Source organism: Fuscovulum ytuae, from assembly GCF_029953595.1.
GTDB classification, from domain to species: Bacteria; Pseudomonadota; Alphaproteobacteria; order Rhodobacterales; family Rhodobacteraceae; genus Paragemmobacter; species Paragemmobacter ytuae.
The window spans coordinates 3,614,152-3,640,541 of record NZ_CP124535.1 but is presented as its reverse complement, the minus strand read 5'-3'; the positions used below and the strand labels follow the sequence as shown (position 1 = coordinate 3,640,541).

Below are 26,390 nucleotides of genomic sequence, written 5' to 3'. Positions count from 1 at the left end.
GCCAACCGAGATCCAAACGAATACTGGGTCAGCGCCTACGACAGCAGGCGCGGATGGGGAACTTCTTTTTGCGGTGCCGGGGCGGATCACCCAAGAGATGATGGCCGACGAAGTCGAAGCCGTAGAAGGTGAGACAGGTCCAACGGCCGATCCGCATGCGCTCCTGCGTTACTGGCGTTCGGCGCTCCGATCGGACCCGCGCGGCGCGATCAGTCAGGCACCAGATCGCCACGGCTCACAGTGGGTTCTCGCCACCGGATCTGGACAGCTAAAGCCGGAGGAAGGGTCCCGCTGTGTTCTGACCTTTGACCTCGACTCACTTCCTTCAGATTTTCGGCAGGCATTGCTGAGACGCGAAGCGAATGAAATGACGCTGGCTGTCGGATGGCCCATCATGGTGGGCCGAAAGTCAGGAGTGCCGGTGATCTGGCCGGTCGGCCTGCTTGCTGCCGAATGGTCCCGTGCGGATCGCACGCTGCGCGTTGCCATCGAAGCCGATGATGTCTTGGTGAACCCGGACTGGCTGGACGGCGCAGCAAGAACGGCTGGTTGGCAGAAATCTGAACTTGCCGAAGTCTTTGCGGCAACAGATGGCGTCGGGCTGCGAACAGACGATTTCCTCAACCGTCTACGCGAGGCAGCAGCAAGGCACATACGCGGTCGTGTGACCGGACAGCAGATGGTGTCCCAGATCGATCTCTCGGCTACAGGTATCTACGACGTTGCAGCACTCTTGCTGCCAACAGAGTCGACCTTCACCGCTGGCGCCGTCCGTGATCTGGACACGATTGGAACTTGGCCGGCTGAGAGGCTCGCGCGAACCGCCCTTGGTCCGGTGCTCGGTCTTGCCTCAACCTCAACGCCTTCGATGCCGCACGACATCAACGTGGGTGCCCTAAACGGCGAACAGATCGAAGCGGTTCGGCATGCTTGCTCAGCGCCCCTGACTGTTGTGACCGGTCCGCCAGGAACAGGAAAAAGCCAAGCAATCGTTTCAATGGCGGCTTCGGTTCTTCTGCATGGCGGAACCGTCCTTGTCGCGTCGAAGAACCACCAGGCGCTGGACGCTGTCGAAGACAGGTTGGGCGGCTTAGCGCCCGAACTTCCTTTTCTTGTGCGCACCCTCGATCCAGAACGCGAGATCGATAAGTCTGTCGAACAGGTTCTGAACGACATGCTTAACGAGACAGGGCTGCGCAACCGTCCTGTCGACACCGAACTATCCGCGCAAATAGCAGTTCTTTCTGCTGATCGTCGGCGGTCTATGGAGGTCATTCGTCGAAGGGCAGCCTTTGAATGCGACATTGCCGATCTCGTCGAAAGGATCGCGGCTCGCGAGCGTTTTGCAGCGGCGGACACCCGACCGATCGAAGCGGTTGAGCCAACGCCCAGTCTGCTTTTCCGTTTGTGGCAAGCAATTACATCGTTGTTCCGAAAGACCGCTGTTTCTGCACCGCTGGTTCCGCGCACTGCCCTGCCGGAGGGCGCGCCTCTATCTGCGTTAAAGGCACGACTTCAAGAACTGCGTAAAGAGCGAGACGCCCTTCCTAGGGAGGGTGACCCGGTCGAGTTGACCGCGCAGATCATGGACCTCGTGACGAGTGTCCTTCCGGCAGTCCTGACAGGACGCGTAGTTCTGCGCGAAGACGAGCGCCAGGAACTTGACGCTGCCCGGGCGGATCATCAGTTCCATGGCGATCGTGCGCTTCCCTCCGGTCTTGTCCGTGCTGTGCTTCAGCATAGACCATTATGGCTTGCTTCCGTTCTTGGCACGCCGAAGCGTATTCCGCTGGACGAAGGCTTGTTCGATCTCGTTATCTTCGACGAGGCCAGCCAGTGTGACATCGCCTCGGCTCTGCCTCTTTTTGCGCGAGCAAAGCGCGCGGTGGTGGTCGGCGATGACCGACAGCTCAGCTTCATTCCGCAATTGGGACAAGCGCAGGACCGAAACCTGATGAAGGCGCAGGGCCTTCCGTCTGTTGGCATGGGTCGATTTGCGCAAAGCCGCCAGTCACTCTTCGACTTCGCCAAGCGCGTGCCCGGTGTCCCGCGCGTCCTGCTTCGGCATCAGTATCGCTCCGCCGGTCCCATCGTCGATTACATCAGCGAGACCTTTTATGGCGGTCAGCTGACCACCTCATACGATCCAAAGACCATCCGTCCGCCAAACGGCCAGAAGCCTGGGATTGCTTGGACCCACGTTTCCGGTCCTATCGTGGCACAGCAGGGCAACGTGAATCCTGCGGAGGCTGACGCAATTGCCACCCATGTCCGAACACTCCTGTTGGATCAGGGGTATGAGGGCAGCATCGGTGTCATTTCGCCGTTCCGTCCGCAGGTGCATGCGATCGAGACAGCGATAAGGTCGAGGGTGCCGGCCCAGAAGCTTGAAGGCGCTGAATTCCGGGTGGCCACGGTCGACGGGTTCCAAGGCCAAGAGCGGGACGTAATCCTCTTTTCGCCCTGCCTTTCGGCGACCAGCGCACTTTCTGCGGTGACCTTCGTCCAGAAGGATCTTCGGCGGCTCAACGTTGCGATCTCTCGTGCCAAGGCAGTGGCACATGTGTTCGGCGATCTGGACTATGCGCGCTCGGCCAAGGTGCGCGCCTTGGCACGTCTGGCAGCAGTTGCAACAGATCCCCGCCGCACAGGTGCCGAGGGCGTCTTTGACAGCGAATGGGAGCGGCGCGTTTTCCATGCCCTGCGGGAGCGGGGCTTCGATCCTCAACCTCAATACGAAATCGCCGGTCGCCGTCTCGATTTTGCACTCTTTGGAAAGACGGGCGTGAAGCTTGATCTAGAGGTCGACGGGCGCCACTGGCACCAAGACACCGAAGGGCGTCGCAAGATGTCCGATCACTGGCGCGATCATCAATTGAGATCCCTTGGCTGGCGGGTGCGCCGCTTCTGGGTGGACGAATTAGCTAAGAACATGGAGGGCTGCCTTGAGCTCGTCGAACGAGACCTTTCGTAGATCGCGCGTCTTTAGCTACGTCGCCGGTGGACTTGCCGCATTCGGATTGGCAGGCATAGGCGTGCTGGTCTTTCAGGTGAACGACTTGAGCGAACGCTATGGGCAGATCGAGCGCGACATTGATTATTTCGAGACGCAGCGCACGAGTTTGTTGACGGCTCGGCAAGAGATCCAAAGTGCGATCGCTCTGGCGCAAGCAGAGCTGGCAGCCGAGAATAGTCGCCTCGCGCAAGCCAAAGCGGATGCCGATGCCGCCGCTGTGGCAAGAACGGCCGCAATTGCCGCCCGAGACGCTGCACAAGCCGATTTGGCCGCACTGGAGGAAAGAGAGAAGGCGGCGCTAGAAACCATTACAACTGCCGAAAGCGAACGTGAACGGGTAAGCGAACTGACGGCCCTGAAGGAAAAGCTGGCCCAAGAGGTAGCGACGCTTGACCGCGAGAAATCGGATCTTGAACAGTCCACATCTGAATTGCGAACTACAAACACAACTCTTGCTGGCGCGGTCTCAACCCTGCGCGATCAGCGGGAACAGATCTCTACTGAAGTGCAGCGATTGCAGGCAGAGACGGAACGGCTATCCCAAATTGAAGCTCGGGTCCGTGCACTCACCACCGAAGAGGCCAACATCACAAAAGCCATTTCGGATGCGCGCGCAGAGGAACAGCGTGCATCATTGGACGCCGATGCTGCACGTGCGCGGCTTGAAGATTTGCAGGCACAGATCAACGAAGCAACGACCGCCCGGGACGAAGCTGCGCGTGAACGCGGCCTTGCCGAAGGGCAACTGGCGACACTAACGGCACGAGTAGACGCCTTTACGAAGCAGCAGGCCGATCTCCAGAGTCAATCGGATGCCGCGGCGGAACTCTTGCGTCAGTCTGAACAAGGACGGCAATCCGCGGATGCGGCGAGAGCCGAGGCCGAAACTGCGCTCAGCGCGGCGCGTCAGGCTCTTCAACAGACACAGCAGGAACTCATCACTGCACAAGCCAACCGGAACAATGCGCAGGCCCAACTTGCGCAAATTCAGGCAGAGACTCAAAGCGGCCAAGCGGTTCTCGCGCAGTTAGCGCAGGCACGAACTGAACTCGCCAGCCTGACTGGCCAACGAGATGCCCTGGCAGCAGAAGTGAATGAACGGCAAAGTGCCAAGAGTGCTTTGGACACGCAAATCGCAACGGCGGGCACCGAACTACAGCGAGCCCAGGAGCGTCTTGCAGCTCTGGCATCGCGAGCAGGGGCGGCAGAAGCGGCCGAAACGGAGGCAGCGTCTCGTCTGGAAGCCATCGAGAACTCCATCCAGCAAGCTGACGCTAGACGTTCTACAGCACAAGCAGCGCTTCAAGAGCAAAGGCAAGCACTTGCCTTGGCCGCTGCCGAGCGGGAGCGGCTGATAGTGGAAGTCCAAGGTCTGGAAGAAGAGATCAATCGGCTTCGAGCTTTGCGGCAGGAACTACTAACCACTCAGCCATCTGATGGAGGTGTTGATGAAGCCATGAGCGGCCCTGCGGGTGCAAATCCTGAGACAGAAGTCGGGGCACCATCAGAGGAACCGCAACCATGAGCGGTCAGCATTCGTTTCTCGTTTCCCTCCAAACAATGATCCAAGGAGCTGACCCGTGCTAACCGGAAGCCCACTTCTTGTCCTGATCGTCGGCGGCTCTCTCGCCTTTTTGGCTGTTGTCCAATTCTGGCTTGCGACGCGGCATGATCACGCTGTTTCGATCCAAGGCCCGCTTGAAGAAGAGCGCGCGATCTTTGCGCGAATTGCCGAGAAGCGCGCCACTTTGGCAGACATCGAAAATGACCTTCAGAAGCGAAGGGAGGCGCTCGCTGTTGTCGCCGACGTCCAGGCCGAAGTCGACGCGTTGACCCGCAAGCGCGACGAGTTGCTTGATGAATGGAACCAGATGGAGGACCGGCGTGCCGAAGTTCTGGCTTTGCGCCGTGAACTCGAAGAGGCGCAGCTTGCAAAGCTGACCTTCGACGCGGAAATGGCGACGGCGAAGGCCGACTTCGAAGAAATCCGTGATAGGCTCGCTCGCGCAGAGCGGCTGCTAGAACGTGTCGCCGAACTCCAGCAGCAGCACGACGAGATTTCCAAGCGGATTGAAGAGCTGAAGCCGGAGCTTCTTAAGCTGGAAGACGCGCAGGCCCGTGTTGATCGGCTGGAGAAGCAGGCCGATGCTCTTCATGCTGCTGCCGCGCAAATGGAAGGCACCCTTAATGCACGTCAGGCGCAACTCGCAGAGGTCGAACAAGCGTTGCGGTCCGGCCGCGAGGCGGTTGAAAAGGTTCGCGAAGACCTAACCCGCGCTGAGGCTGATAGAGCCGCCGCTGAAATCGAGCGTAAATCGCTGCAAGCCGCAGTCGATCGACTGAAGGATGCGCGCACCGCTTTGGAAGCCCGCAATGCTCTACTGGAACGCAAAACCGCTGCTGCATCAGGAGGTGGCACAGAGGAAGACGATCCCCTGCGCGAACTCAAGGTGCAGCCGCAAGTAGTTTCGGTGCTACGCGATTGGAACACCTCTGCAATCATCGACGAGAACGAGGCCCTTCACCGTGTGCGTCTGAACTTCGATGCAACTGGTCTTTCCTATCCGGACCGGACGCTGCGCGCCTTCCATACGGCGATGAAGGTCAACGAAAGCACTCAGATGGCGGTTCTGGCCGGGATATCTGGCACAGGAAAGAGCCAACTTCCCCGACAGTATGCGGCCGGCATGGGCATCGGCTTCCTTCAGGTGCCTGTCCAACCGCGTTGGGACAGCCCGCAAGACCTCATGGGTTTCTACAACTATGTGGAAGGTCGTTTCCGGCCCACCGACATGGCACGCGCGCTTTGGTCGATGGACGAGTTGAACAATCCCGACGGTGCGCTGCGGGATCGGATGCTCATGATCCTTCTTGATGAGATGAACCTTGCACGCGTGGAATACTACTTCTCGGACTTCCTGAGCCGTCTCGAAAGTCGCCCGGCACCGTCCGATGTCGGGGAACCGGCTCGGCGGAAGGATGCTGAGATCGAGTTGGAAATCCCTACGCCGGACGGAAAGGTTCCCCGACTCTTCCCGGGCTATAATCTCCTCTTCGCAGGAACGATGAATGAGGATGAAAGCACCCAGTCGCTCTCCGATAAGGTTGTCGACCGAGCGAACGTGATACGTTTCGCTGCCCCGCGACAGATCATCAGCGGTGGCTCGCGAGGGAAGCCGCCAGCAACCGAAGCGCTCAAGCGCAGCACTTGGGAGAAATGGGCAAAACCCCGGCGCAGCGACAGCGAACGCGATACCGCCCAAAGGAAGATCGAAGAGATGGTCGACATCATGAAAGCGTTTGGCCGTCCCTTCGGTCACCGTCTCGGTCGCGCCATGCTCTCTTATGTCGATCGCTATCCCTTGACAGAAGGCGTTCCAAACATCGTCAACCACGCCCTCGCCGATCAGGTCGAGATGCGGCTTCTGCCGAAGCTGCGTGGGATCGAGGTCGAAGCGCGTTACCAGGAAATCGAGAAGCTTCGCTCCTTCGTCACAGCTCTGGGTGACGATGCACTGGCCGACGCCATCAAGACATCCTCCGAAGCGGCCGAGGCCACTGGGCAATTCGTCTGGCTAGGGGTGTCTCGCGGATGAAGCGACTGGTGCGGCCATGGTCAGGGCGCGAGATTGGCGAGGGCATACCCTACGGGCCCGCCGCTTGTCTGCTAAGCGAAAGCTCAAAAGAGCTACCGCGCGGTATCGAACATGCCGAACTGATGACGGGTGCCTTCAGGGGTGAGACGCGCAAGCTGCTTCTGCACCCCTATCCAAAACGTGGCCATGCCCTGAATCCTCCGCGCGAGGATTTCCCTATCCGCCCGCCACTCAACCGGGAACCAACAACCCCGGAGGAGGTGTTTGCGTCCGATACGCTGCGTCGGATGAACGAGGTTCTGGCGCGCATCCAGGAACTTGAAGATGCCCTGGATGACCCGGTCAATCTTTGGCCCCGTCTACGTCATGCTTGGAAAGACGCCGAGGACGAGGCCGATCCGAGAATGGCCGAGATCGTGAAGCAAGCGCGCGAAATCGGCCAAGTGCTCAAGGAACTGGAACACCGAATTCGTCGAGTTTTGCGACGGACTCGGGAGTTGACGCCCCTTGATCGTGTTCAAGAGATGGACCGCGCGTCAATGCTCTGGCTTAGCAAACAGCCAGGGCGGACCATAGCCGAACGGGCAGGACCCGCGCAGCGGATTCTTTCAACCGTGCGATACGAGAACTTCGACACCCTAGAGAACAGGGTCTTTCACGCCTACGTCCGGTTGGCCGGTCTTGTTGCACGAGAGTGGCAGCGAGAGCATCGCCGGGCGCAGGGGAGTGACCGTTTCCGCATTGTGGATGGGTTCCGTCTGCGATGCCGGATGATCGCCCGTGATCTGGATGAGCTCGGTGTGGGCATCGCTGAACCCGGCATCACGCCAAACTACGTCCTAATGCAGGACAAGAGTTATCGCGAAATGCGCTTGGCGTGGGAACGACTCCTCCGCAGGGAAAGAATCCTCGACGATCTTTGGGCTTGGCAGGCCCAGACATGGACGGATTTCGCGGTTCTTTCCATTGTTCTCGCCATCGACGAGCTAGAGGAAGCTCGCTTGATTGCCCAATCACCGATCGTCTGGAGACAAGAGGCAGTCACTGGCCGTTGGTTCGATCAAGACCGCCCGCTTGCTGTGTTCTGGTTGGAGAAGACCGGCCGTATTGTCGAAGTGCAGTCGAGACCTGAACAGCCTGGCAGCTTGCTCACCCTTGCACGCGCTCATGTCTCCTTGCGCGTTACCGACCCCACTCGGATCGATCTGCCGCGGCGCGTCGCAGTATGGACACCCCACGCGATGGAGCGGATCGACATGCAGGATGCCGCAGACGGTGCCGCGCTGACGCTCGCGGAAATCGCACAGATTGCTTCGAACGAGGTGATGCGCGATGGCCTGATCCTGGCGCCGGCGCAAGAAGAACCTGATCGCGCGACTGCTTCACGTGGGCGCGCCAGGGTGGATGCCATCGCGTTGGACGCTTCGGGCCCGAGTCTCGCGAAGGGGATGGAAGCCCTTCGTGATTTCATCCGTCGCGACATCTGGCGGTGATCGCATGCGGAATAGAAAGCTTTGCGGTTACGACGTGAATGGCTGGCGCGACGGTGTCGCGAAGAACTGGGTCGCTCGTCCAGGTGATGAAGAAGATATCGGCCCCACAAAGATCGTCGAAGGGGCGACGCTTCCTGAAGTTGTTCGCGCTAGTGATGGGAAATCTGGTCGCTGGATCGGTGGGGCACAGGCAGATCTTGCCCCGCATGGGCGTGGCGGTGGATGGGGCCAGGTTGGTGCCTCAGACCGTCGTCGGACTGTTCGATCACTGATGGAGGATCCGAACAGCTCTTCGGAACAATTGGCTGCGGCTTTCACCGGTCTTGCTCAAGGTGCCAGCCATTCGGTCGTCGCCATAGAAGATACAGAACAAACCACCGAAACGATGCAGGAGCGCTTGTTTGCTGCGCTTGAGCGCGCACGATCCGGCAAGGCGCTACTTGTGTGGAGGTCGGTTCTGTCCGTTCTCTCTGCATTGGAATCTGACGCCTTACGCTCAGCTGCTCGGGACGGAGCCACTGTCGGGATTATCGCACATGTCGGTTTGGGCTTCTCAGTGCAGACGCTCCGGATCAGGAACGAAGTGCGAGGAGGAGAAAACCATCTTGCACCCGAACGACGCCAGACTGGCAGACTCGTCCGATCCGACTTCGGATATGAGGGCTTGGTTCGGGCGGCCACCAGCCAAGTCATCGCTCTGGCTCCCGCTGGTCAGTCGGAGCATTATCAATCGGCGCGCTCCATCGGGCACCTTGCATTCGGACTTGCTACACGACCGGAGCCTTTGCGGCGCGCGAACGGCGACTGGGATATTCTAAGTCCACCCGCCAACCTTGATCTGCCCACGTCGAACGCCGACTGGCCGTTGGATATGCTCGAGACCTGCGACATCGTCCTTTTCGAGAGTCTTGCCGAAGGTCGTGTTCGTAACGGGGTGGTCCGCCATCTTGAGGCGTCCTTGAACATACCTCTAACCGCGCTGCCAGCCTCGGCGGTTGCAGAGGGGGCGTTGACCGCTGCCAAGAGATACGCAGCAGGCCAGACCGTCTATTTCGATTTCCTTCCGCGCATCGCAACAATAGTCGACGGAAAGGACGGCGCCGTTAACTATGATCTCATCGATGAAGCGGAAACGCTTCCTGCGGGTAGCTTGTATCGCAGTCCCAAACCGGCCCGATTTGCTCTCATGGCCGGGCAGGATAGTTTTCAGGTGTATCTTCGGAAGGAGACCCACAAGGAACCGCGTCGCGCTCTTGTCGAAGTGGGCGCACCTGCAAAAACGGTGGCAGATATCGACCTATGGGTCGAACAGATGCCTGCTGCTGGGCGCGCTCGCATCCTGATGCAAGCGCCAAGCCTCGCTCGTCAGTTCACAGTTGATTGGGATACGGCCGAAATTCTCGATCGGAGCTGGGACGAAGTTCTGGCCGAACTTGCAGATCGGCCACCAACCTATCCTGAACGCCTTGTTCTCCCCTGCGGGATGCACGCATGGCACGACAATCCTAAGGGGCCCGGTCTCTTTACGCTGCTTGAGGAGAATGCAGGAGCGACACGCCCCGATTGGGACGCTCTAGCTGCTAAGCTCTCACAAAAACCCTTTGGGCAGTATTGCATATCAAGTGACGGCGAAGTCCCTGAAGAGGTTCCAACCGCCGCTTTGGAACAGTTGAACGAACTTACTGATCGCGCCGTGTCGCTCCTGCGTCGCATGACCCAGAGAGCGACTTCAGCAGATACAGCACCGCTTCGTTTTCTGACATGGCAGTTCCGCCGTTGTCCGCAGGATGTAGCGTCGATGCTAATTGATGCATGGGCTGCAAGATCACGCGGTGCTTCTCATGCATTCGCGACCTCCGCAATGGCGTGGGTTCTCATCCGGCAGGGTCTTGGACGGATCATCAACGATCCTGACCATGAGGAACGAGCGATAAAGCTTCTTATGGAGATCCCGGTTCGCGACTGGAAATGGCGAGAAGAAACGGCTGCCGCTGCTTTTCTTCTGTCGCGTTCTGACGATTGCCCAAAACTGCTTGATCGCGAGACAGTGGAAGCTCTTGGACAGCGCGCAATCTGGGAATTTCAGGAGAACCTCGGAACCGAATACACAAAGTTTCAATACGCGCCCTTCCTTCTGGTCGGGCTCCTTCGTTGGCGCCTAAAGACACCTCGCGCACTTGTTCAGGGCCGCGACGGTCTCGCAGACGATATGTCAAAGGTCGTCGAGCGAGTGCAGCAGGATCTAGGAGACCGTGGCTGGCGGTCCGAAAAGATGGCACGTATCGCGGAAAAGTGGGTGCCGATCCTTACGAAGACGCTTGACGAACTGCGTGGGGAAGGAGGCCATCCAGACCTTCTGGCCGCGATCTATGATGCATAATTGGCTTGTAACTTCTAACAGGGCAACTCCTGCGACAGACTATGCGTGTTGCGCCTACAGGCGACTTATCTCTTTGCGTATCCCTTGAAGCGCTCCCAGAGGTCTTGTGCCGTCGTCTCGACGCCTTTTGCCAAGCCCGGCTTTTCCGCCATGGTCTGAAGAAGTCGGGTTTTGGCTTGAGAAACTGTCCGGTCCAGTAGTCGAAAATGTTCTACTTTGACCAAGAGCTCGGGAATATCTTGCGCAGACTGCGGCTCATTTAGGTCCTCAAGGCATTCAACAGAAAATACAGCATCATCGAATGCGCGCGAGTCTAGCAGGGTGAATAAGTCCGACGGCAAGCGGGTTCGGGCCTCTTTGAAAGATGCTGTCCGCTTGCACAAAGCCTGCACTCGGCGTTCGAGGGCAAACTTGGTTGCCTTATGGAGCGTCCCGGCTTGTCGCAAAAGGTCTTCGTGCCATTCTCTCATCAAGACGCGTTCCATCTCGGATTTGGCCTTACTGACACCCAACAGGGCAAGAACTCCCGCCACTGGTGCTAGGACTATAGCCCCCGCAGGTCCGAGTAGTATTAGGCCGACAAAGCTTCCTGCAACCTTGCCACCGGCCGTCAACGCGCCACGCACCATCAGATCAACGACAAGCCAGGCAGGTAGCTCTTCAACTGGAATTTCACCCCGCCAAACGCTATAAACTCCTTTCCCAGCGCCAATGAGAACCGCGAAGAAAGGGACATCAGCGCTGGCCAAGCCGCCTGCGCCATCCAACGAGCGGTCCATTATGCCTTGAACGGCATCTAGATCGAAGCCCGCGAAGGTGCTCACCAAGTCCCGAAATTCTGGGGCGAGGCTACCGATGTGAGCGACCAAATCACTGTTCGCTATCACGGGTATGTCGGGATACTTCGCAAAATGCTCCTTTAGAAGAGCGATGTCTGTGCCGCATTTCACTTGCACCTGGCATCCGTCAATCAGCAAATCGTATCCTGGCATGTTGCTTGTTTGCGGGATCTCTACTGCGCTGCCGGCCCCTACAAAGTGAGCTGCGACCATCTGTTCCGCCGTATATCCGCGGAGGTTTGTCTTTGCCCCATCCGATAGGAAGCTCCCGATATGACAAGCAAAGGCAATTGGGCCATCGATGTCGAGACTACGAGAGAAATCCGCCGCAGCGAGAACTTGGGGATTGATCGCTGCTGCATTGTAGACGAAGTCCGCGAAGGTGAGGCCCGCCACCAATGGAACATCCACTTCAATGGTTTTCTGGACCGGATGGATCTTTGTGGACCAAACTGTCGAGATCCCTCCTACGGCGGGAGGTAGGCCACGACCAAAACGCGACTTCAACCTTGCTATTCTGGTTCGAACGAGGACGGCCTCCTTTTTTGAGAGATGCGCTAACGCGATCGGGTCTTGATCCACGAGTCTACGGAATGCCGTAACCAAGGACGCCACACCTTCTGCTTCCTGCCCGACGCCAGTTATGGCGAGCATCGCTGCGATCCGGGCAGAAGCAAGCTTTTGAACGCCTTTGGCTTGACGTGCCACACCCCAGTAGCCAAGTGCCGCAAGGCCCGCGACGAGTGTGAGGGGGTTAACAAATACCGCCAGAAAAGAGACGGCCGAAGACCCACCTACAAAGGGGATAAATGCCGACGCCTGTGCCGCGAGGATATACGGCGCAAACCCTGACAACTGGACTAGGGTTGCGAAGGCAGCCCATCCACCTCCAGCCGCAGCCGCCCTCATCGCAGTTTCCTGCCCCGCTTCCAATCCTTTCGCTACACGCGGATCAAGCAATCCGGCTTCTTTGGCCCCTCTAAGCGCCTCGATCAGCGAAAATGCTTCCTTCGCAACGACATCGGGGAAGCTCAAGATTGGCGGTTTTGAAAGTAAGGAAGCAGGATGCTTTAGAGCCCGCCCGACTCCTCGGCCAACCTTTTCAAAAGGCCCGACGGTCTTATCCGGTTGGTCTGCGCTAACTGGCACCAGTGTGGCAGAAAGCGCTTCAGCGGCGCGAAATGCTACCGCGGATGAACCTTCGCGCACTTTGCGTGTCGAAAGAGGAAGAAGACACGGGGTTTCTAACGCTGACGTGATCTCAATCCACAGCCGATGTCTCAAGGCGTCGTCCGAGACAGAGCTGTTCCGGAGAGCTTCGGCCCGTGCCTTCAAGCGGGCTGCCATACTTGGAATGTTGCGGTTTACGCTCTTGCGAACCGTATCTACGGCACCACGTGCAACCTCGATAGCACTCGTGACCTCGAGAAGAGCGATGAGGCCACATAGATCCGTGCGCTCAATGAGACCAAGGCCCGCTGCAATTGCGCTTGGGGAAACCGGTGGGATCGCTTCAGCGTTTATCAGATGCAAAAGGGCCTCAAGAACTTGGTTTTTAAGAATGCTTCAGACAAAATGACAGCATGTGAGGGCGACGGACGCAAGCCAGCATCAGGATGCAATGTCAGCGACTGATCGCAGAATGCTATTTGGGACGTCGAAGGACTGCTGCGGAGCTCTCCAGCTTGTATCAAAGTGACATTCCGGACTGACCATTTCGTTCTTTGAGCAGACAGGCGTTGAGACCTGCTTAAGGTTCGGCGCGGATGGAGCAACCTTGCACGTTGCCAACGTTTGTTTGTTCGAAGGCATCGAGAATATGTGACGCGACATCGCGCAGCCACGTCCGAGTGAAACCGTTACAAGCCGTTCATGGGGCCAAAATGAAAGCAAACAAAATGTGAGGATCACGCAGAAACCATGAAAAGAGTAACCATCATCCCTGACATCCATGCCGATGCAAATCGACTGCGGCGCAGTTTGGCCGCAACAGATCCATCGGGGATGGTCGCCTTTCTCGGTGACTTCATCGATGCAGGCGAAGGCGTTACCGAGCCGGCTGATGAACAGGTTCTGAAAGAGGTGCGTGCGCTGGTAGAAGCAGGTCGCGCTGTTGCTGTGATGGGAAACCACGAACTCAACGCGATCTTGTTCCACCGAACTGATGGAAAAGGCACGTCGTTGCGCTCAAGGAACCCCAAGAACGCCAAACAACACCGAAGTTTCTGCGACGCTTTTGGCGTGGGGACAGACGCAGCCCTCGAATGGACCGAATGGTTTCTCCAGCTGCCACTGTGGCTGGACAATGGGGATTATCGTCTGGTTCATGCGTGCTGGAGCAGGTCTGCCATCGAAGTCGTTTCCGCTCGGCGGCCTGATGGCATGCTCCGGCAAGAAGATCTGATTGAGGTATCCGAAAAACGCTCGGCTTTTGCGCAGGCTGTCAATCTTCTTCTGACTGGCCCAGAAGCGCGCTTACCCGACGGCTTCAGCTTTCACGACAAAGGGGGACACCTGCGTCATCACGCCCGGATTGCATGGTGGCGTTCGGGCCAAACGAACTGGCGGAACGCTGCTCTGTCAGTCGCCAATCCCAAAGAACTGCCGGATTGTGAGATATCGACCCTCGAAGGCGTCGAATTCTATTCCCTTCATGAGTCTCCAGTTTTCGTGGGCCACTACAAGATGATTGGCCGACCGACCATCGAAACGTTCAACGCTGCGTGTCTCGATTATCCGGATACACCCTGTGTTTACCGGTGGAGTGGCGAGGCTCGTCTGATTCAGGGTTCGCTTTTGATGGTCTGAACTACGCCTTATGCCCCTTTGGAGCCCGGTCGCGTCTTCCGTTCACCCAAAGCTGGCCTGATAGGTCGTGGCCATCAGTGTGACATGTGCTTCAAGCGGTGGAAAAAGCTCGAACGCCTTCGGTTCGGTCGAGAATTCATAGAGCCGGAACAAACACCATTCTGACCGGCGCTCTTCAGCGACTTCGAGTTCGTTCCGCGTGATATGGAAAGGCGTCCGTTCCCAGCCGTTTGTGGTCTTCACCTCAATCAGCCTAGGCCGACCGTCAGGCCCAAAACTCTCGATGTCGTAGCCCAGGCAGTCTCCCTTTTCTTCGGACGCCCAGCAGACCTTTCTTGCAAGGTCATCACGCCCATAGGAGCGTAGAGTCGCTCTCTCATGAGCAAAGACCAGTTCTTCACCCGCACGACCCAACGCGCGATTCCGTGCATCCCTTCCGGCCACATCGAACTTCCTCGCGACACGGAGCATCTTTTCCATGTCTTGCGGTGGTGGACGGTTCGCCAAAGTCGGCGGCGGACCAACGTAAACCCCTGGCGCATCTTGCAGCTGCGTGTCGCTGGGGACCGCACGTTTCTCCGTCCAGTCCTCATGCCTGTCCATCCAGCGCACTACCGCATCTGCAAGGGACAGCTGGAAGTTGGTCGCTGGCGCATAGCCTTTGAGCCAAGAGTGCCCAAGCGCCTGAAGCGCCCCGCTGACATTCTGCAATTTGTATTCGATCGACTTCGCGGATCTGCGCTCCAGCACCTGTGCCAGTGCCCTGTGCCGTTCAGCCTTCACGAAGGAACGACGGAGAACATGATCATCGAACATCGCAAAGTAGCCCGCGACGAGAGTGTCGTTCTCAAGGTCGGTCCAGTCTGATGTCGACATGAAGCCAGGCTATGCAACGGTGCGGAACTTGTCATCAGCGTAGACTGCGGGAACAAGAAAGCCGATTGCATCGAGGGACAGCTATCCAACTGTGTCCTTAAATTCAGTTTTCCAAAACCACTTGAGCCGTGCTGGCTCTTTCGACGCGATGAGGAATGGCTCGATGTCCCGACGGGAACGGGTCGCATGGGGAAGTCGAAGTCTTAGGAAAAGGCAGACACATTGATGGGGATGCCTTCTGGTCCCGCCAGTCGGGGGCGCCTCTAACCTCCCATTTCTACGATCGCATAAACAGTGTTGGAATCGCGTCATGCTGCACCAAAATTTATACGATCGTTGACAAAGCGCGAACATACGAGGTAAGTCGATGGAAATTCAACGATCGCAGAAATGCCATGCGGAAAGCAATTCAATCTAGTGCAGATCTTGGCGCAGCGATCCGAGAGCGACGCAAGGATCTTGGTCTACTGCAAGCGGAACTTGCAATGCAGAGCGGTATAACTTCGGCGACACTCAGCGCGATCGAGAACGGAAAAGAGACCGCGCGCATCGGACTTGTTCTTCAAATCTGTCGCGATCTTGGCCTTCGACTTGAGGTAAAGGCGTAGCCATGGCGCGGCTTGACCTCGATGTCTTCTTCGAAGGGACTCATATCCCCATTGGCGAACTGTCTCGTCTCGACGACGGAAGTTGCACGTTTCGTTACCTGACCGATACGCTTCCCCACCCACTTTCAATGTCTCTGCCAATCCGCGATGAGCCCTTCAACGATCTTCAAACCCGCAGCTTCTTCTCGAATCTCTTGTTCGAAAACGCACAGCGGGAGCAGGTCATGCAGCGTCACGGCATTGAATTCGGCGATGTGGTCGGCCTGCTGGCCTACCTCGGAGCTGATTGTCCCGGCTCGATATCTTGCGTCCCAAAAGGAAATGGGCCGGCAAAGCTCCCAGGTGACCTTCAACACGACTACGACGCGCTGGACGACAGCCAGTTGAAGCAGATCATGACGTCTCTGCGCGACTTTCGCAGAGTTCCCGACGAGACGGGCGACCCATCTCCCCTCGCCGGCGTCCAAGGCAAAATAGCCCTGGCTCGGCTGCCTGACGGACGATTTGCACTTCCCAAACCGGGACTTAATGTGCCGACGACCCATATCCTGAAGGTGCCTCGTCCAGGTGAAATGACCACAGTGGAGCAGGAACATCTGCTGATGCAGATGATGGCGGACCTGCAACCACACCCTGTCGCCGAGACCTCTGTATTGGGCGAGGGTGACCTACGCGGTCTTCTGGTCACCAGATTTGACAGAAGGGTCGAAGGAAACTTCGTGCGTCGCATCCATCAGGAGGATTTCGCGCAAGCCCTGGGTTTCGGCCCGCAGCTGAAATACGAAAGGAATGGAACCTCAGGGCGCTGCTTCAACGCGATCGCCATACGTTCTGTCATGGAAGGGACTATGGTCCCTGGACGTTCGAGGCAGGCATTTGTCGAAGTGACGATTGCAAACCTTCTTCTTGGTAATACCGACAACCACGCGAAAAACCACGCGCTGCTCTACACAGCTCAGCGACCAGACTTCGCTCCGGTCTACGATGTTGCTCCAGTCCTCATTGACGACCAGGTGTTGCATCAGCTGTCTTTCAACATCGGCAACGCAAACATGACCGACGAAATCACTGGGTCCGACATCGCGGAGTTTATCCTCGCGGTCGGCTTTCCACGTGTAACCTCCCCACTGCTCCAACGTCTGCGCTCCCTCGTGGCGTCAGCAGTGCACCGTATCGGGGAAATGCAGGGACCTGTGCAAAAGCGGATCGGTGACGCGATAGCGGAGCAGGCAAAATGGCTCTCGGCGGCGCTGGAAGCTGACATCGAAATCCCGGACCGGGACGCTGTGATCATTAATCGACCGTGAGAATCGGTCATATCGAAGCGATTCGGCATGCGCTTGCACAATGATGCGCGTCTCTGCCGCCAGCCCTAAGCACTTTGGGAGACACGAAAATCAACCTTATCAATAGCTTAAGCTCAAGCATGGCGGTGGTGCAGGCTGAAGATAATTTCGCTATAATAGCAAAATCATTGTTGCCACCTAAAGATGATATGGATATAACAGTCACATCATCAAAGGAGACACCAGATGACGACCGAAAACAACGCGCCCTACACTTGGGAAGAAATCGAGAAGCAGGTCCGGACCGCCGTCCTGCGGCAGCTCAACTCACTTATCTACTTCGGGCCTCAGGACGAAGCGATCGCTCGCGCATTCGCTGGAGTGGACCCCGAATTGTTTGATCCATGGCTGGATAGCGACCGAGCAAGCAACGCAGATCAGACGTTCCCAGTAGAACGCCACGGCATCTACACCGTCTCTCGGCAAGCCTATGCTTACGCTTATCAGACCGATGCTTGGTTCTCCGCGACCGAAGAAACCTACCATCTGGCCTGTGCCCTTCTCGATGGCGCATATGCGTTGGCAGACACTGATGGCGAACTCAGCCCGCTCGCCAAGCTAAACGATCCACCGCTCCGTCGCATGTTGGAAACATTCGTCGCACGCTGGAAGCTGTCGAACGAAGAATATCGCTCCGGCTTGACCGTTCGCGAGTTGGCGCTGCTGTCTAACATGACCGTTCCTGCTGTCCGGACATCGCTGAGCAAGGAAGGGTTCAAGCTGGAAGCGAATTACCGCACGGACGCTGCCAAGGACGAAAACGGTGTCTTGTCGGAAGAGGACGCAGTCGTCTGGCTTTCACGCCGCCGCGGATTTGTTCCGACCCGAACAGATTCGCCACGTGGCTCTTCTGGCTTAACAACGACTGCTGCGGTCCAGCAGTGGCTGGAGACGCTGTCCTTTACTGCTGCGCTGCAACGGATCTTGGCATCGAATGAAACCGACGCTTCGTCTCTGGCCGCCAAGCTGGATCTCGACCCTGTATGGCTGACAAACCTCGCAGCGGGAAAAGCGGTGGCCTTGAATGTCGATGGCCTGCGTCAACTCTCACGTCATCTTGGCGCAGACGAGGCAGTTTTCGTTTCCAAAGCCGTGCACCACCTGATCACAGTCGAAATGCAAGGTGCGGCTGCATAAGCTTGCGAACGAACTCAGGGCAGCTGCTTCAGCGCAAGCTCCCGGCTGCCTGACCCTCCCTTCGTAGATTCAGATTTCCTGCCCCGCAGGAAGACCCTGCCCGAAGCACTCGCGGGACAGGAACAGCGACTGCCGGCCAGCAAAAACTGGTCGACCGTCAGAGTGGCCCTCAATCCAACTGGAAGGAAAAAAGATGAAATACACTATTCGCCGTCGCAAGAAACTCACCCGCACTCCCGCCATTTTAAGGAAGATCCTCCATGCAAGGCGTGCCCACTTCCCCGATCTGAAAGCCGCCGCCGCTGTAATCAAGCTTTTGGATGAATCGGAGCGCGGTCACGAAAAGGCTCATCGGTTCGGCGGCAAGCTCGTTGATTCAGAGTTTCGCAGGGCCAAGACCGACGCACGGGTTCTGGTGGATTTGCATGCACAGGCACATAATCTTATCGCACTTGGAAACGAGCTCCTTAGGGTTTGCGAACTCTGGCGAGGACGTCGGGACATGTCCGAGAAGGTCTGGTTGATTGAAGAACCTTCCAAGCCGATGAAACTCGCCATCGCCGCTGATCTGGGACGAAACTTGGCCGTCCGCAGCGAAAACACGGTTGTGATAGCCCCTATTGAAGACGGCGACCCGGACGAACTCGCGGCCCATCTGATCAAATCTGCCTTTGAGCACTGACGACCACCCGCGCGCGGCCGTCCGAGCTGACAGGTCCTGAACTCGTCAGATGAAAAACATCCAGTATCTGAAGGGCAAACAAGACGTTATTCGACTTAATCAACAAGCACTTAGATGCCAGTTCGGCCGTTCTTGTTTAGTGCACCCATCCACCCACCTGCCTCAGTCCCACACATGCAGTCGCCCTATAGGCGGACACCAACAACCTATGCCGAAAGGAAGCTCACACCCATGCCACACCCTCTCATTTCACGGCGTCACTCCCCTCGCATGCCCCCCTGGTCCAGCTTGGACAGATCAGAGAAGATCAAGGAGGCTATCTTGTTCGCGGGAAAGAACGAGGCTTTCGCCATTACGCTGAAGATGCCCGAAAGAACGCAGAAATTGCTCAAGGCGCAAGAAAAGCCCATCGAAACCATCCGCAAGAGGATGAACGCGATGCTGCGTTCAGTGGATCTTCAGCATCTGCCTTTGGTCCTGACGCTCGAAGCCACTCGGCCCGGTGATGTTCTTCACCTGCACGGTGTCATCATCCCGCGCGGTTGTTCTCTTGAACGGATCCAGACGGCTATGCGTTCTGCGGTTGGCTACATCGAAGGTCATTCCGGTTCGCGACAGTTTTTCGCGAAGGAAATCTCTAACGCCGAAGGCTGGCTAGACTACCTGCTCAAAGATCAGGCGCACACACGCAAACTCCTTAAACTCGCGAATAAGAAGGAACTCTGGTTCGTTTCCCAGAGAATGACGCAGGCGGTGCGCGAGGATTACGAGGCCAAGAGACTGGCACTTCATAACCCTGCGAACTTCGACATGCCTCCAAAATCTAACGTCATCTGATCACACGTGATCAGGGACTTGGGACCTGGCTGCGGCATTTCTTACCGTGCACTCCTTCTGTCCCAATAGCTCGCGTTACTGACTGTCCGACTGGTCCCGCGGGACCGTGGGACCACCACCAGCCACTCACTTCTTGTCACCCCGACCCACGGTCTTCCGGCCGTGATCAACCCCTGCTGCCTGCTTGAGGCGCATTTTCAGAAAGGAACCAAAATGACCAACGAACTCAACTTGCCGCAGGACATCGAACTCCCGCACGGTTTTATGCTCCTTGAACAGGGCCTTTTCGAAGGATCACCTGGCGCGACTGCGGACCCGATCTTCATCTGCTCGCCGATCTGGGTTCAGTGCAAATTTGCTGATCCCACCGGAAAGAAATGGGGGCAGATTGTGTCAGTAAAGGCCGATGATGGCACCGTGCATCAGATACGTGTGGGACGCTCGGAACTCTTCAGTAAGCCGAAGGATGTAGTCAGCCGCCTGCTCGACCATGGGCTTGAACTGGCGCCGGACAAGAATTCCGTCAATCTTCTGATCGACTTCCTGAAAGCTGCCAGACCTTCTGACCACATTGTCCTTGCAGATCATTCGGGTTGGCTCGACCATCACTATTCAAGTTTCATCGCTGGGAAAACGGTTATCGGAGACCTGACCGCCAGCACGTCCTGCAACGATAGCGGCCTCGGCGCATCCGTCGCCGTGAAGGGTAGCGCAGAGGACTGGAAGGTCAATGTAGGGGCACTGTGCAGTGGCAACCCAATGATGCTTCTGGCGGCTTCTCTGGCCTTCTCCGGCCCGCTCCTGAGGCCCTTGGGCCTTCATGGTGGAGGGCTGCATTTCCGTGGTGCTTCTTCGACTGGGAAAACGACCCTGCTCTCTCTTGCAGCCTCCGTCTGGGGGAGCAGGGACCAGGTGAGCCAGTGGCGGGCAACGGCCAATGGTTTGGAGGCGATCGCACCGGCCATGAACGACATGCTTCTGCCGCTCGACGAGATTGCCGAAATCAGTCCGTCTGATTTGCATGCAGCGATCTATATGCTTGCAAACGGCATGGGAAAGACTCGCATGACCAGAGACGGGACAATCGCAGACACCCACAAGTGGCGTCTCGCCATCATTTCGTCTGGCGAAATCAGTGTTCAGGAAAAACTCACCGAAGGACGTCTCGGCGTTCGTGCAGGACACGAGGTTCGTCTCATCGATGTTGTGGCGGACAACCGCCGGTTCGGTGCTTTCGATAAAACGGATGGGGTCCCTGACGCTGCTTCCTTTACGCACCTGATTCAGGCGAACTGCCAGAAATTCCATGGGGCTGTTGGGGTAGAGTTCACCAAGGCACTGGTTGAAACGATCCGCAAGGGAAGTCTGCCCACGATTAGCTCGCTTGCAAACAAGCTCACGCGGACGTGGATGAATTCTTTGCACGCAGTAACTGATGGGCAGGTGGAACGGGTTGCACATGTGTTTGCAGTGATTGCGGTTGCTGGCATGCTTGCCACCAAATGGGGACTGACAGGCTGGAATCCTGCTGAAGTGACATCAGCCGCAAAGGAAGCATTCGTTGACTGGTTCGAGCGCCGCTACACGGATAAGTTTGAAAATGGTGCGGAATTTCTGAAGCACTTGGGCATCTTCTTAGCTGCGAACCAGAATACCTTCGTCGATCTCGACGCGAGTTGCACCGTGCGCGATGATGCACTTGGCTGGTTCGATGCTCAGCGCTTTTACCTCCCGTCCACGACTTGGATGACGATCTTTCCGGGAGTCGATGCCACCGCAGCTGCAAAATCCCTGCTCGACATTGGGGTGCTCATGTCTGACGGCGGCACGAGGTTTACGCGCAAGTCTCCTCGTTCGATTCCGGGCCGGCCGCGGCTCTACACGGTAGTGTCCGAGCGGTTGATTGCACTTACGACATAGGCAAGGCAGCGACACGAGCCGGCTGCCGACACCATGTTCGTCATCGACCAAGATTATGAGCGTCTTGAAGTATCGCCTGTGAACTAAGCAGTGATTTACGATTTCAGGCAGTCTTCGACACGCCGGACAAGATCGCTCATCGGTATTCCCAAACCGACGCACAGTGCCTGAAAAATCGTAAGTGTGGGCTGCCGCGCACCATTCTCAAGGTAGCTGACATGCCGGGTCGAAATGTTCGCTCGTTCCGCAAGGAGCTCCTGCGAAATACCCGCCTCGGCCCGCGCTTCCGTCAGCGCTTTGGCGAAGGCCCGAACCAGATCTGAATTCACGCGCTCCATGCGTGAATTCGGTGCCGGAAGGATTGACAGACGACCACGAACAGTTGTTCGTGGGGGTCGACGAAAGCTTCTGCAGCCTGAAACCTGTCTGCTTAGATTTTGAAAAGGTTAGATAAGTTGCCGCTTATCATGGAAAACAGCACGGATAGGGTCACGGCAAAATGTGCCAGAGCAGGACCCGCTATTTTGCTTGCAAGATACTGACACCCAGTTCGCAACCCCCACTTGAGACGATCTGTGAACCGCCGTAGCCTCGGCGTGGTTTCAGCACGAACGTTCTCACCGCAAGCAGATAGACACCATGGCATACGCTTCCTCGACGATCGGTTCCATTATCGATGACGTCAACCGCACGCACTTCCTCCCCGCAATACAACGCCCCTTTGTGTGGTCGTCGGACCAAATCATTGCGCTCTTCGACTCCCTCCTGAAGGGCTATCCCATCAGCAGCTTCATGTTCTGGTCCGTCGAAGAAGAAACCAAAGCAGAGGTGCGCTGCTACAAGTTCCTTGAAAACTATCGCCCGGATGCACGCAACGAGACCACAAGTGCAGATGGCCGCTCGATCATCCTTGTTCTGGATGGGCAGCAGCGCCTCACATCGCTGCTGATTGGCCTTCGTGGCACGTTCATGGAGAAGGCCAAGGGCGCGCGCGCGACCAATGCGTCGGCCTGGTCAGCCAAGACACTCTTCATCGACCTTCTGAAAAATCCGGACGGGTCTGATGAAGAGGATGAGGCTGAAATGGGCATCACTTACGGCCTCGCATTCCATGATCGCCGACCAATGAACAACGCCCGTCACCACTGGTTCAAGGTCGGATCGATACTGGATTACCAAAGCGATGAACGCCTTGAGGGACTTGTCGCCAAAATCAAATCCGAGCTGCACGACAAGGTGGACGACTACGGTCGGCAGTTGGCAGAGGATAACCTGCGCCAGCTTCATCGTGTTATCTGGCAAGATCAGGCGGTAAACTTCTATACCGAACTTGACCAGTCTCCAGATCGAGTTCTCGACATCTTCGTTCGCGCGAACGATGGGGGCACGAAACTGTCAAAAGCTGATCTGCTGATGTCGATGATCACCTCGAAGTGGTCGTCGGGATCGGCAAGGGAGGATGTCCTTGGCTTCGTCGATTACATTAACCGAAATCTCGGAGCGCCAAACAAAATCACCAAGGACTTCCTGCTGAAGGCCAGTCTGGTCGTCTGTGACTTCGACGTGACCTACAACGTAAAAAACTTCACGAAGGAAGCCATCGCGGAGATTGAGCGAAACTGGGCGGGCATCAAGCGCGCAGTGGAGAATACCTTCCGCCTGATCAACAAGCACGGGATCGTCGCTGACAATCTAGGTTCGCTGAACGCAGTCCTTCCAATCACTTACTACCTCTACAACACGCCAGATTTCGATTTCCGCGGATCGACCGAGTTCGAGCGGATGAACGCGTCGGCTATGCACTACTGGCTTTTGAACAGTCTTTTGGTCGGTGCGTTCTCGGGCAACTCGGACCAGACGATTACGATCACTCGTAATGCAATCCGGGATCACTTGCGCCATGCGCGCGAACGCGACTTTCCGTCCCAGAAGCTCTTCGATTCAGTGGCGAAGGGTGGACGAATCGCACAGGTCGACTCTCACACGATCGATACGATCCTTGACTGGGAATATGGAAAGCCGCGGACGTTCCTTGCGCTTTCGCTCCTATATCACGGGATCGACTGGTCCGGATCGACATGGCATATCGATCACATCATACCGCAGGCAGAAGCGCAGAAAAACGTGCTGCGCGGTCGGAACATCCCCGAATATCGCATCCAAGAGATGCTGGACTCGGTCAACCGTCTTGGAAACCTGCAACTGCTACGGGCGGAGGAGAACGTAGAGAAGGGTGCTCTCCCTTTCCGCTCATGGATCACAGGTCGTCGCCTTGACTTCTATGACCATCACATGATCCCCGAACGGCTTGATAAGTGTGACATCTTGCACTTGCCGGAATTCGTGAAGGAGCGCGAAAAGCTTATACGCAAGCGCTTGATCGAACTTCTTGGTCAGGGGCCACAGTGAGCGAGCGGCGAGAAACCCGGGCGGCGCTAAAGCATGCGTGCCTAGAGGTCCTGGAGGCCGTTTGCGTCATGCATCCGAGCGGACATCAGACGAAACTTGCTTCTCGCTATGTGCTGGTCACCAAAGCGGGTGAGCGCATCGCGCTGATGTTCGAAAAGGGACCCACCTCACCTGCAAATCTATGGATGCACGCGGAACATGCTGCGTCCATCGAACATCTTGGGTTGAGTAGGCGCGACTATCCAGCGGCAGACCTTTACGCCGCAACGGATGAGAAAGGTCGACCAATCTATGGGCGACATGCCGCGCTGCGTCAGATGCGAGAACTGGCGAACTCGGATCTGGTGCGCTTCGAGATCGAAAATGCGGCTCAACTGCGGTCGGTTTTGCGCCAACTCGCGCCGTGATCGCCCCCTTTGATTCGACACGGAAAATCAATCTACCGCAGCGAAATAATCATAGACCCGCACGACGAAGCCATTGAGCAACTTGATAAAGCATTGATCCCCCAACCGATCCCACTTCAACTTCTTCTACAAGGCCTCGCCGAGCATAGTCAGGTCCTGCCACGTGATGGCATCCAATTTCCATTCGATTCAGAATGCCTTATCGCACCTCGCAGGGGGCTTTGCTGACGGTCTAAACGGCGTGTGAGATGGGCATGAAGCTTCCTAGAACCGCGAGACACCGGCCATTCGGCAGAACAGCATCATCGCATCCATATCCGAACCCCAGAAGAATTCTTTGCCAAGGCTTTCAAGACGTCCGTTGCTCTTTGTCTTGAATTCCAGTTCGACAGCCTCGGCCGAAGCGCGATCCGCATACTCCGCCTGCATGTGAACAACCCAACGCCCCTTTGCTACTGGGGGTATCCCTGCGTTCAGCTGAGCAAGACGAGCGCCAACATCGTTGGATACCCCGATTTTGAATGCGAAAGACTTGCTTCCGATAGATGCCGGCTTGCCGATCAACGCGTGTCCATCCCCGTCAAAACGCGCAAGATAAAGGAATGTCGTTCCATCTGTCGTCGTAACCGTCTTTGTCCCAAAGCTTCCCGGAAAGGCACGGGAAGGACGGAATTCTTCAGCAAATGCCTGTTTCGTCAGTCCAGTGGGCGCAGCGGGCGGCGCGCCGAAGACATTCACTTCTGTAACTCGGATTTTGAGAGCCTTGGCGATCTCATCTTCGTCCAGCGCCGCACCCCAGACACCAAGCGCCTGTCCTGCTTCCGGCCGATACGTGCGGAAGGCGACGGTTCGGATCATAAGCTTCTCGTCGCACCGCCAGGCCCGCCGAACCGGAATGGCATAACTCCATTTCTCGGCCCAACCACGGCTCGCCTTACGCTTCAAGCTTTCTTCAGAGGATTTCTCATAGTCTCGGATAGGTGTAGCATCGACCTGAAGAAAGCCGAGCACGTAGGATCGAAGGGTCTTCTCGGTTTCCCTCGATCCAGCACCGTAGATCATCAACAGATCACCGTCCTTGATCGTCTTCAGAATATGGTCGCGCCCACTTTCCTGGGTCCATCCTGCATAACCGTCTTCCTCGGGACCGAACCCATAGAAAGAGCGCATCCACATCGATGTTCCGTCGGGCAATGCAGTCATTCGTGGTCCTTATGTCGTCTGCGAGAATTCAGTTTTCGGGGTAATTCCGGCCCGCTGCATCAGCGTGTCGGGGGCGGGGGTGTCCACCTTGCCATGTATTCTGGTGCGTTTTCCCAGTCTTGGATAAGATGGATCAAGCCGCCTTTGTCTTCCCCCAGTTCCGCATGGCCGAGAACATCGGTGAGCCATCCTGCGTAAGCCCAGTCGAGCCCCTCACCCTTGCGACAGATATCGGGAAAACGCTCCAAGAAAAGGCGCGCCAGATCCCTTGCGGAAGCGTTCGAGGCGTCCTTCCAGCCGAAGTATTCGTTGTCCTGACCCGAAGTGTAGCGGGCGACCATTTCCTCTTCTTCGCGAAGGATCCTGTAGCCGTCTTGGGCCACATTATCGGCAAAGGTGATGACGCCGCGCCAGTAGCAGCCACTCGGCGAAAGCATGGGAAGAATCCTGATGCGCTGGTAGCCCGCCTTGTGCAGTTCGTGGACCATCGAGAGAACACGGACACAGCGACGGTAGAGCGGGTTTTCGGGTGGCGCGGAAGGGAGGCCGTGTGGGCGGGCGTCCGGCCACAGAAGCGGCTTTTCAGACGCGCAAAGATACAGCGTGGCACGCATCAACGTCCGGAAACGGTCTGGCCGGTCGCTGCTCGCGACTTCACCGACCCATGGCCTCATGTAGGTTTCGGCGAACCAGTCACCAATCCCAGAATCCAGGACATCTGGCGCGACGTGCAGGACGCGTTGCTCTGCAAGTGCACCAACCTGAGAGCGCCAATCAAAGACAGAGAAGGCCGGTTTCGTATTGTCGTTCATTCGGTGGTCCATAACTCGGTC

At 57.1% G+C, this 26,390-nt stretch carries 19 protein-coding genes; 14 read left to right on the top strand and 5 right to left on the bottom strand.

Annotated features, from left to right (window positions below; genetic code table 11):
* The first annotated feature begins 97 nt into the window (after positions 1 to 97).
* The 5 genes from QF092_RS17465 to QF092_RS17445 all read left to right on the top strand — a co-directional run bounded on the left by QF092_RS17465 (position 98) and on the right by QF092_RS17445 (position 10,485).
* On the top strand, positions 98 to 2,974 hold the full coding sequence (locus QF092_RS17465) for an AAA domain-containing protein (RefSeq protein WP_281465947.1): 2,877 nt from the start codon (positions 98 to 100) through the stop codon (positions 2,972 to 2,974).
* A complete protein-coding gene (locus tag QF092_RS17460) occupies positions 2,946 to 4,541 on the top strand; it encodes a coiled-coil domain-containing protein (protein WP_281465945.1) in 1,596 nt (531 codons plus the stop codon). Before QF092_RS17465 ends, QF092_RS17460 begins: the two co-directional genes overlap by 29 nt.
* A gap of 55 nt (positions 4,542 to 4,596) precedes the next feature.
* Positions 4,597 to 6,612, top strand: a complete 2,016-nt coding sequence (locus tag QF092_RS17455; protein ID WP_281465943.1) for an McrB family protein — start codon at positions 4,597 to 4,599, stop codon at positions 6,610 to 6,612.
* Complete coding sequence (locus QF092_RS17450) at positions 6,609 to 8,105, top strand: hypothetical protein (protein ID WP_281465941.1); 1,497 nt, start codon at positions 6,609 to 6,611, stop codon at positions 8,103 to 8,105. Before QF092_RS17455 ends, QF092_RS17450 begins: the two co-directional genes overlap by 4 nt.
* Before the next feature lie 271 nt (positions 8,106 to 8,376).
* Entirely contained in the window at positions 8,377 to 10,485 is a 2,109-nt protein-coding gene (locus QF092_RS17445; protein ID WP_281465939.1) for a hypothetical protein, read from the top strand.
* Positions 10,486 to 10,550: 65 nt separating this feature from the next.
* Here QF092_RS17445 and QF092_RS17440 read toward each other — a convergent pair whose 3' ends face one another.
* On the bottom strand, positions 10,551 to 12,359 hold the full coding sequence (locus QF092_RS17440; RefSeq protein WP_281465937.1) for a PDDEXK-like family protein: 1,809 nt from the start codon (positions 12,357 to 12,359) through the stop codon (positions 10,551 to 10,553).
* A gap of 885 nt (positions 12,360 to 13,244) precedes the next feature.
* Here QF092_RS17440 and QF092_RS17435 point away from each other — a divergent pair.
* The gene (locus tag QF092_RS17435; RefSeq protein ID WP_281465935.1) at positions 13,245 to 14,132 is read left to right on the top strand and encodes a metallophosphoesterase; all 888 of its coding nucleotides are present in this window, start codon (positions 13,245 to 13,247) and stop codon (positions 14,130 to 14,132) included.
* A 42-nt stretch (positions 14,133 to 14,174) separates the two neighbouring features.
* Here the strand turns inward: QF092_RS17435 and QF092_RS17430 are convergent, their stop codons facing one another.
* Positions 14,175 to 15,008 carry a protein NO VEIN domain-containing protein gene (locus QF092_RS17430; RefSeq protein ID WP_281465933.1) on the bottom strand — a complete coding sequence of 278 codons (834 nt, stop codon included), beginning with the start codon at positions 15,006 to 15,008 and terminating at the stop codon, positions 14,175 to 14,177.
* Positions 15,009 to 15,163: 155 nt separating this feature from the next.
* On the opposite strand from QF092_RS17430, the gene QF092_RS20000 reads away from it, so the two are divergent.
* The 6 genes from QF092_RS20000 (at position 15,164) to QF092_RS17405 (ending at position 21,538) form a co-directional block, all read left to right on the top strand.
* Positions 15,164 to 15,616: a helix-turn-helix domain-containing protein gene (locus QF092_RS20000; RefSeq protein ID WP_420026480.1), complete on the top strand. Its 453-nt coding sequence runs from the start codon at positions 15,164 to 15,166 to the stop codon at positions 15,614 to 15,616.
* Between the two features lie 2 nt (positions 15,617 to 15,618).
* Positions 15,619 to 16,923 (top strand): HipA domain-containing protein, encoded by a 1,305-nt coding sequence (locus QF092_RS17425; RefSeq protein ID WP_281465931.1) that lies wholly within the window; start codon positions 15,619 to 15,621, stop codon positions 16,921 to 16,923.
* A gap of 225 nt (positions 16,924 to 17,148) precedes the next feature.
* Positions 17,149 to 18,099 (top strand): hypothetical protein, encoded by a 951-nt coding sequence (locus QF092_RS17420; RefSeq protein WP_281465929.1) that lies wholly within the window; start codon positions 17,149 to 17,151, stop codon positions 18,097 to 18,099.
* 193 nt (positions 18,100 to 18,292) lie between these two features.
* Positions 18,293 to 18,781 carry a hypothetical protein gene (locus QF092_RS17415; protein WP_281465927.1) on the top strand — a complete coding sequence of 163 codons (489 nt, stop codon included), beginning with the start codon at positions 18,293 to 18,295 and terminating at the stop codon, positions 18,779 to 18,781.
* Between the two features lie 321 nt (positions 18,782 to 19,102).
* On the top strand, positions 19,103 to 19,618 hold the full coding sequence (locus QF092_RS17410) for a hypothetical protein (protein ID WP_281465925.1): 516 nt from the start codon (positions 19,103 to 19,105) through the stop codon (positions 19,616 to 19,618).
* A gap of 213 nt (positions 19,619 to 19,831) precedes the next feature.
* Positions 19,832 to 21,538 carry a DUF927 domain-containing protein gene (locus QF092_RS17405; protein ID WP_281465923.1) on the top strand — a complete coding sequence of 569 codons (1,707 nt, stop codon included), beginning with the start codon at positions 19,832 to 19,834 and terminating at the stop codon, positions 21,536 to 21,538.
* Positions 21,539 to 21,633: 95 nt separating this feature from the next.
* Here the strand turns inward: QF092_RS17405 and QF092_RS17400 are convergent, their stop codons facing one another.
* On the bottom strand, positions 21,634 to 21,876 hold the full coding sequence (locus QF092_RS17400; RefSeq protein WP_281465921.1) for a helix-turn-helix domain-containing protein: 243 nt from the start codon (positions 21,874 to 21,876) through the stop codon (positions 21,634 to 21,636).
* Positions 21,877 to 22,177: 301 nt separating this feature from the next.
* On the opposite strand from QF092_RS17400, the gene QF092_RS17395 reads away from it, so the two are divergent.
* Complete coding sequence (locus QF092_RS17395) at positions 22,178 to 23,947, top strand: DUF262 domain-containing protein (RefSeq protein WP_281465919.1); 1,770 nt, start codon at positions 22,178 to 22,180, stop codon at positions 23,945 to 23,947.
* Between the two features lie 68 nt (positions 23,948 to 24,015).
* Positions 24,016 to 24,354, top strand: coding sequence for a hypothetical protein (locus QF092_RS17390; protein ID WP_281465918.1), 339 nt, complete (start codon positions 24,016 to 24,018; stop codon positions 24,352 to 24,354).
* Between the two features lie 264 nt (positions 24,355 to 24,618).
* Here QF092_RS17390 and QF092_RS17385 read toward each other — a convergent pair whose 3' ends face one another.
* Positions 24,619 to 25,557, bottom strand: a complete 939-nt coding sequence (locus tag QF092_RS17385; RefSeq protein ID WP_281465916.1) for a GIY-YIG nuclease family protein — start codon at positions 25,555 to 25,557, stop codon at positions 24,619 to 24,621.
* Positions 25,558 to 25,616: 59 nt separating this feature from the next.
* Positions 25,617 to 26,369, bottom strand: coding sequence for a hypothetical protein (locus QF092_RS17380; RefSeq protein ID WP_281465914.1), 753 nt, complete (start codon positions 26,367 to 26,369; stop codon positions 25,617 to 25,619).
* Positions 26,370 to 26,390: the final 21 nt, after the last annotated feature.